Source organism: Kitasatospora sp. NPDC007106 (genome assembly GCF_040634455.1).
In the GTDB taxonomy this organism is placed as follows: domain Bacteria; phylum Actinomycetota; class Actinomycetes; order Streptomycetales; family Streptomycetaceae; genus Kitasatospora; species Kitasatospora arboriphila.
The window spans coordinates 1-4,344 of the sequence record NZ_JBEYFP010000503.1 but is presented as its reverse complement, the minus strand read 5'-3'; the positions used below and the strand labels follow the sequence as shown (position 1 = coordinate 4,344).

At 73.9% G+C, this 4,344-nt stretch carries 4 protein-coding genes and 1 riboswitch; of the genes, 3 read left to right on the top strand and 1 reads right to left on the bottom strand.

Annotated features, from left to right (window positions below; all coding sequences use genetic code 11):
• Positions 1–131 precede the first annotated feature (131 nt).
• Complete coding sequence (locus ABZ641_RS27110) at positions 132–1,916, bottom strand: hypothetical protein (protein WP_359985777.1); 1,785 nt, start codon at positions 1,914–1,916, stop codon at positions 132–134.
• Positions 1,917–2,058: 142 nt separating this feature from the next.
• Here ABZ641_RS27110 and ABZ641_RS27105 point away from each other — a divergent pair, with 142 nt between their 5' ends.
• The 3 genes from ABZ641_RS27105 to ABZ641_RS27095 all read left to right on the top strand — a co-directional run bounded on the left by ABZ641_RS27105 (position 2,059) and on the right by ABZ641_RS27095 (position 4,264).
• A complete protein-coding gene (locus ABZ641_RS27105; protein ID WP_344621859.1) occupies positions 2,059–2,244 on the top strand; it encodes a hypothetical protein in 186 nt (61 codons plus the stop codon).
• A gap of 266 nt (positions 2,245–2,510) precedes the next feature.
• A riboswitch (cyclic di-AMP (ydaO/yuaA leader) is annotated at positions 2,511–2,709 on the top strand.
• A 5-nt stretch (positions 2,710–2,714) separates the two neighbouring features.
• Positions 2,715–3,887, top strand: coding sequence for a transglycosylase family protein (locus ABZ641_RS27100; RefSeq protein WP_359985774.1), 1,173 nt, complete (start codon positions 2,715–2,717; stop codon positions 3,885–3,887).
• Positions 3,888–4,060: 173 nt separating this feature from the next.
• Positions 4,061–4,264 (top strand): hypothetical protein, encoded by a 204-nt coding sequence (locus ABZ641_RS27095; RefSeq protein WP_344621857.1) that lies wholly within the window; start codon positions 4,061–4,063, stop codon positions 4,262–4,264.
• The last annotated feature ends 80 nt before the right edge of the window (positions 4,265–4,344 follow it).

The window sequence follows — 4,344 nt, the reverse complement described above, 5'->3', positions numbered from 1 at the left end:
CGGCCCCCGGCCGCGCACGCCGTGAATCGACGAGGGGCCCCGACCGCACCAGGTCGGGGCCCTCCGCGTGTCCCGGGCTTCGGGCCGCAGGACTCGGGGTCCCTCCGTTGCGCGGACCTCGGGCCGCGGGTTCAGACGGGCAGCCGCCGGGTCGGTGCCGCCGCGTCGGCGAGCCGGATCGCGGGGGTGACGACCGCCCGGGGCGGCCCGTCCACTGCGGCCGGTGCGGCAGCGGCGTTCCACTCGGCCTTGCCCGGGCCCGGCCGCAGCTGCACGGCCTGCCGTTCACCGGCCTTGCGCAGGACGATCCGGGCCGGTTCTGGTGCCTGCGGGTCGAGCCACACCTCGTTGCCGCCGAAGGAGCAGTCCAGCACGGCGATGTCGTCCGGCTCGCCGTCCGCGGTGGCCCGGAACGCGACGCCGGCCTTCCGATAGCCCGTCAGGTGGCTCCGACCGATCGTCACCGTCGTTCCGGCGAGCTGGTGTTTGGCCGTGGCGACCGCGTAGTCGGACTGGCCCGCGGCGTCGATCAGCAGGCCGTCGAAGACGGTGCCCTTGTCCCGGCCGAGCGCGTGCACGGCCACTCCCCCGGCGCCGTTGCCGTACAGCACGCCGCCGTTGTAGTCGAAGTCGTTGAGGTAGGCGCCGTGCTCGACGCCCCAGCCGCCGTTGTGGTACGCGACGAAGCGTTCCAGGGTGTGGTGGTGACGGGCGTTCAGCCAGACGAAGAGGCCGTTCTCGAGGTTGTTGTGGGCCAGGCAGCGCTCGAAGGTCCAGACGCCCTCGCTGGTCTCCGGCCACTCGTAGCCCGAGGCGCCGGTGGCGCCCTGGACGCCGACGGCCACGCAGTCGCGAGCGGTGCCGCCGGTGCCGGCGCCGAGCGAGAAGCCGGTGAGCCGGTAGCCGCGGGGGTTCGGCTCGTGGACGGTGCGGGAGGCCACGCAGGACTCGTAGGTGATGTCGTCGGACGGCGCCTGCGGGGTGCGGGTGTCCAGCGGGCCGTCCCACCAGTAGGCGTCCTCCCAGGTGTTGTGGCTGATGCAGCTGCGGAAGGTGATGCCGTGGCTGGCGTGCGGGACGAAGGCGTGGCTGCCGCTGTCGCGGACCACCACGCCCTCGACGACGGTGCCGCGGGAGGTGTCGCCGAGCATGTGGAAGTGCAGGCCGTACCGGCCGAGCACGGGCTCGGTGACCGACGAGCCGTTCCAGGTCTCCTTGCCCGGCTGCCGCGGGCCGAGCCAGCGCAGCGCGGCGTGCCGGACGTCGGCCCGGCGCGAGCTGGTCAGGTGGACGTGGGCACGGCCCTCGGCGGTGCCCTCGATCCGGACGCTGCGGGTCAGGTTGAGCACCTCGGCGCCGACCGCGACGCCGCCGCCGGCGGTCACCCGCGGGTGCGGGTGTGCCAGGGGTGCGGTCAGCGTGACGGTCTTGCCGTCGACCCGTCTGATCGTGCACAGATCGTACCGGGTGGAGAATTCGTCCTCGCTCGGGGGTCCGGTCGGCGTGACGGCCAGCTCGTCGCCCGCCCGCCAGCCGACGGGCGGCTCGGCCAGCCGCAGCTCGGTGTCGCCGGCCCGCAGCGCGGCGGCGGCGCGGACCCAGGCGGTCTTGGCGGCGCCGTCCAGCCGCAGGTAGCCGGTGCCGGTCACCCAGAGCCCGGTGTCCCCCTCCACCACCGTCATGCCGCCGCCGCGGAAGCTTCGTTCGTTCACGGACGGAAATCTCAGGGTGTGCACGGAGCCGTCCGCCGGGGCCAGCGCCAGGACGCCGCGGACCTCCACGGCGCCCGCGGAGGAGAGCGTGAGGCTGCGCCCGGGGGCGAAGACCAGCGAGCCGCCCGGCTCGACCACCAGGGAGCCGATCGACGCGTCGGCGTCCAGCAGGACGCGGTCGGCGATCCTGACGGCGCTCCTCACCCCGGGGACGGCGCCGCCCCAGCCCGCCGGGTCGGACCAGCGGCGGCCCGTCAGATCGACCGGGGAGGGCGAGGGGCCGACAGGAGCCGGGGCAGCCCGCGCATGCCCGGCAGAGGGCCCTCCGGAGGCCGCAGGGAGGGGCGTGGCCGCCGACGCCGGCGCGGCCGACGAGGCGAGCGCACGGCGGGCCAACTCGCCGCCGCCGACCGCGGCCGCGGCGGTGGAGATCCCGAGCCAGACGAGCATCCTGCGCCGGCCGACCCGGCGGTGCGGCGCCGGCCGTCGCGGCACTCCGCCGGACTCCGCCTCCCGGTGCTGCCCGTGGTGATCCATGAGCGGTCGACCCCTCCCCCGGGCCGTCGCCCGGCCCCCCGTCCTGAAGCATAAACAGGCCGGTTTTCCCGGAAGGGCCTTGCCGGAAATCGACAGAAGTCGATCACGAAAAGATCAAGGGGTCGATCATGGAATATACCAAGATCGGCTGTGACCGGCATCACACATGTTTGCGGTTTGAACTTAACTCTGTCTAATGTCCTCCCACGTTCGTGGTCACACGGACCCAGTTGGCCCGAACGCCGAGTCCTGCCGGCGGTCCGACTGGCAATGCGAAACGCACTTCGGCAGGGGCGGGGGAACCAGGTAAGTCGCCCGGGAGCGGTCCAGCACCGCTCCCCGGCTTGGGGTGAAGCCGCACGCGCGGAAACGGCGAGGGATCGCCGGATCCTGCGCGCGCGGCCGGGCAACTCCAGCCCGAATCCGACAGCTCACCTCGCAGGCGTGGGAGAGGAACGCTGCTTCATGCTGTCCATCAACTCCAAGCGCGGCCGCCGCATTCTCGCCACCACCGGCGTCGTCGGCATCGGCCTCAGCATCCCGTCGCTGGCCGCCGGCACCGCCTCCGCCGCCTCGGTCTCCACCTGGGACAAGGTCGCCCAGTGCGAGTCCTCCGGCGACTGGCACATCAACACCGGCAACGGCTTCTACGGCGGCCTCCAGTTCACCAACAGCACCTGGACCTCCTTCGGCGGCGGCAGCTACGCCTCCCGCGCCGACCTGGCCACCAAGGACCAGCAGATCGCCGTCGCCGAGAAGGTGCTGGCCGTCCAGGGCCCCGGCGCCTGGCCCGTCTGCTCCGTCAAGGCCGGCCTGACCAAGGGCGGTCCGGCCCCCGAGATCAACACCGGCGGCTCCGCCTCCACCCCGGCCCCGGCGGCCACCACCCCCGCCCAGCCGGCCGCGCCGGCCGCGCCGGCCGCCTCCACCGGCTCGACCGCCTCCACCGGCACCTCGCAGGACGGCAAGGCCTGGCAGGGCCAGAAGTCCCGGCAGGGCCAGTGGAGCCACGGCGCCACCTACACCGTGCGGGCCGGCGACTGGCTGTCGACCATCGCCGAGCACAACCACGTCCAGGGCGGCTGGCAGAAGCTCTACGAGATCAACAAGTCGGTCCTGAAGAACGGTCCGCACACCATCTACCCGGGCCAGAAGCTGTCGCTGGGCACCCCCGCCAAGGCGTCCTCCACCCCGGCCCAGGCCGCCCCGGCCGCCGCCAAGCCGGCGACCACCGCGGTCAAGGCGAGCACCACCACCACGACCGCGCAGACCGCCACCGGCTCCAAGGCCGCCGCGGTCAACTTCGCGCTCTCCAAGGTGGGCCAGGCCTACATCTACGGCGGCACCGGCAACGGCGGCTGGGACTGCTCCGGCCTCACCCAGGCCGCGCTGCGCGCCGCGGGCATCTCCGTCCCGCGCGTCGCCGCCGACCAGGCCGACTACTCGACCCGCGTCTCGCTGGACAACCTGCAGCCGGGCGACCTGCTGTTCTGGTCCAACAACGGCAGCAACTCCGGCGTGCACCACGTCGCGCTCTACATCGGCGACGGCAAGTACGTCGAGGCCGCCAACCCGAGCGCCGGCGTCCGCGTCCAGACCATCGCCAACTGGGCCCCGGACTTCGCCGGCCGGGTCTGAACCGCCCCTCCCGGCGTCACACACGCCGGGGCAGGCGCCCGAAGCCGTACCTGGGTCCCTCGGCCCGGGCGCTCCTCTCCCCCTCCGCAGCCCCGGAGCGGCCTCCCGCCGCCCCGGGGCTGCGGCCTGCCCGCGCGGATAGGCTGACGCTCCCACGGAGTTGAGGAGCCGCCATGGCAGCGAAGGTCACCGTCACGCTGGACGCCGATCTGGCGATCGAGGTCATGCTGGCCGTCGGGGCGGGCAACCCGCAGGACGCGGTGGAGCTGATCGTCCGCGACTACCTGGCCCGCAGCCGCCGCACCGAGGCCCGCACCGGCGACGCCGCCGACGCCGAACGCACCACCCGCCCCCACCGCACCGTCGAAGAAGGCTGAGGCACACGCCCAGGGGGGATCAGCCGCCAGGGCGCCGGGCCGACCACCAGGTGCCCCCACGCGCCCCTGGGTCGTTGCCC

Excerpts from the sequence above, each read along its gene's own strand:
- ABZ641_RS27100 (WP_359985774.1), top strand. The coding sequence starts at position 2,715 with ATGCTGTCCATCAACTCCAAGCGCGGCCGCCGCATTCTCGCCACCACC.
- ABZ641_RS27095 (WP_344621857.1), top strand. The coding sequence starts at position 4,061 with ATGGCAGCGAAGGTCACCGTCACGCTGGACGCCGATCTGGCGATCGAG.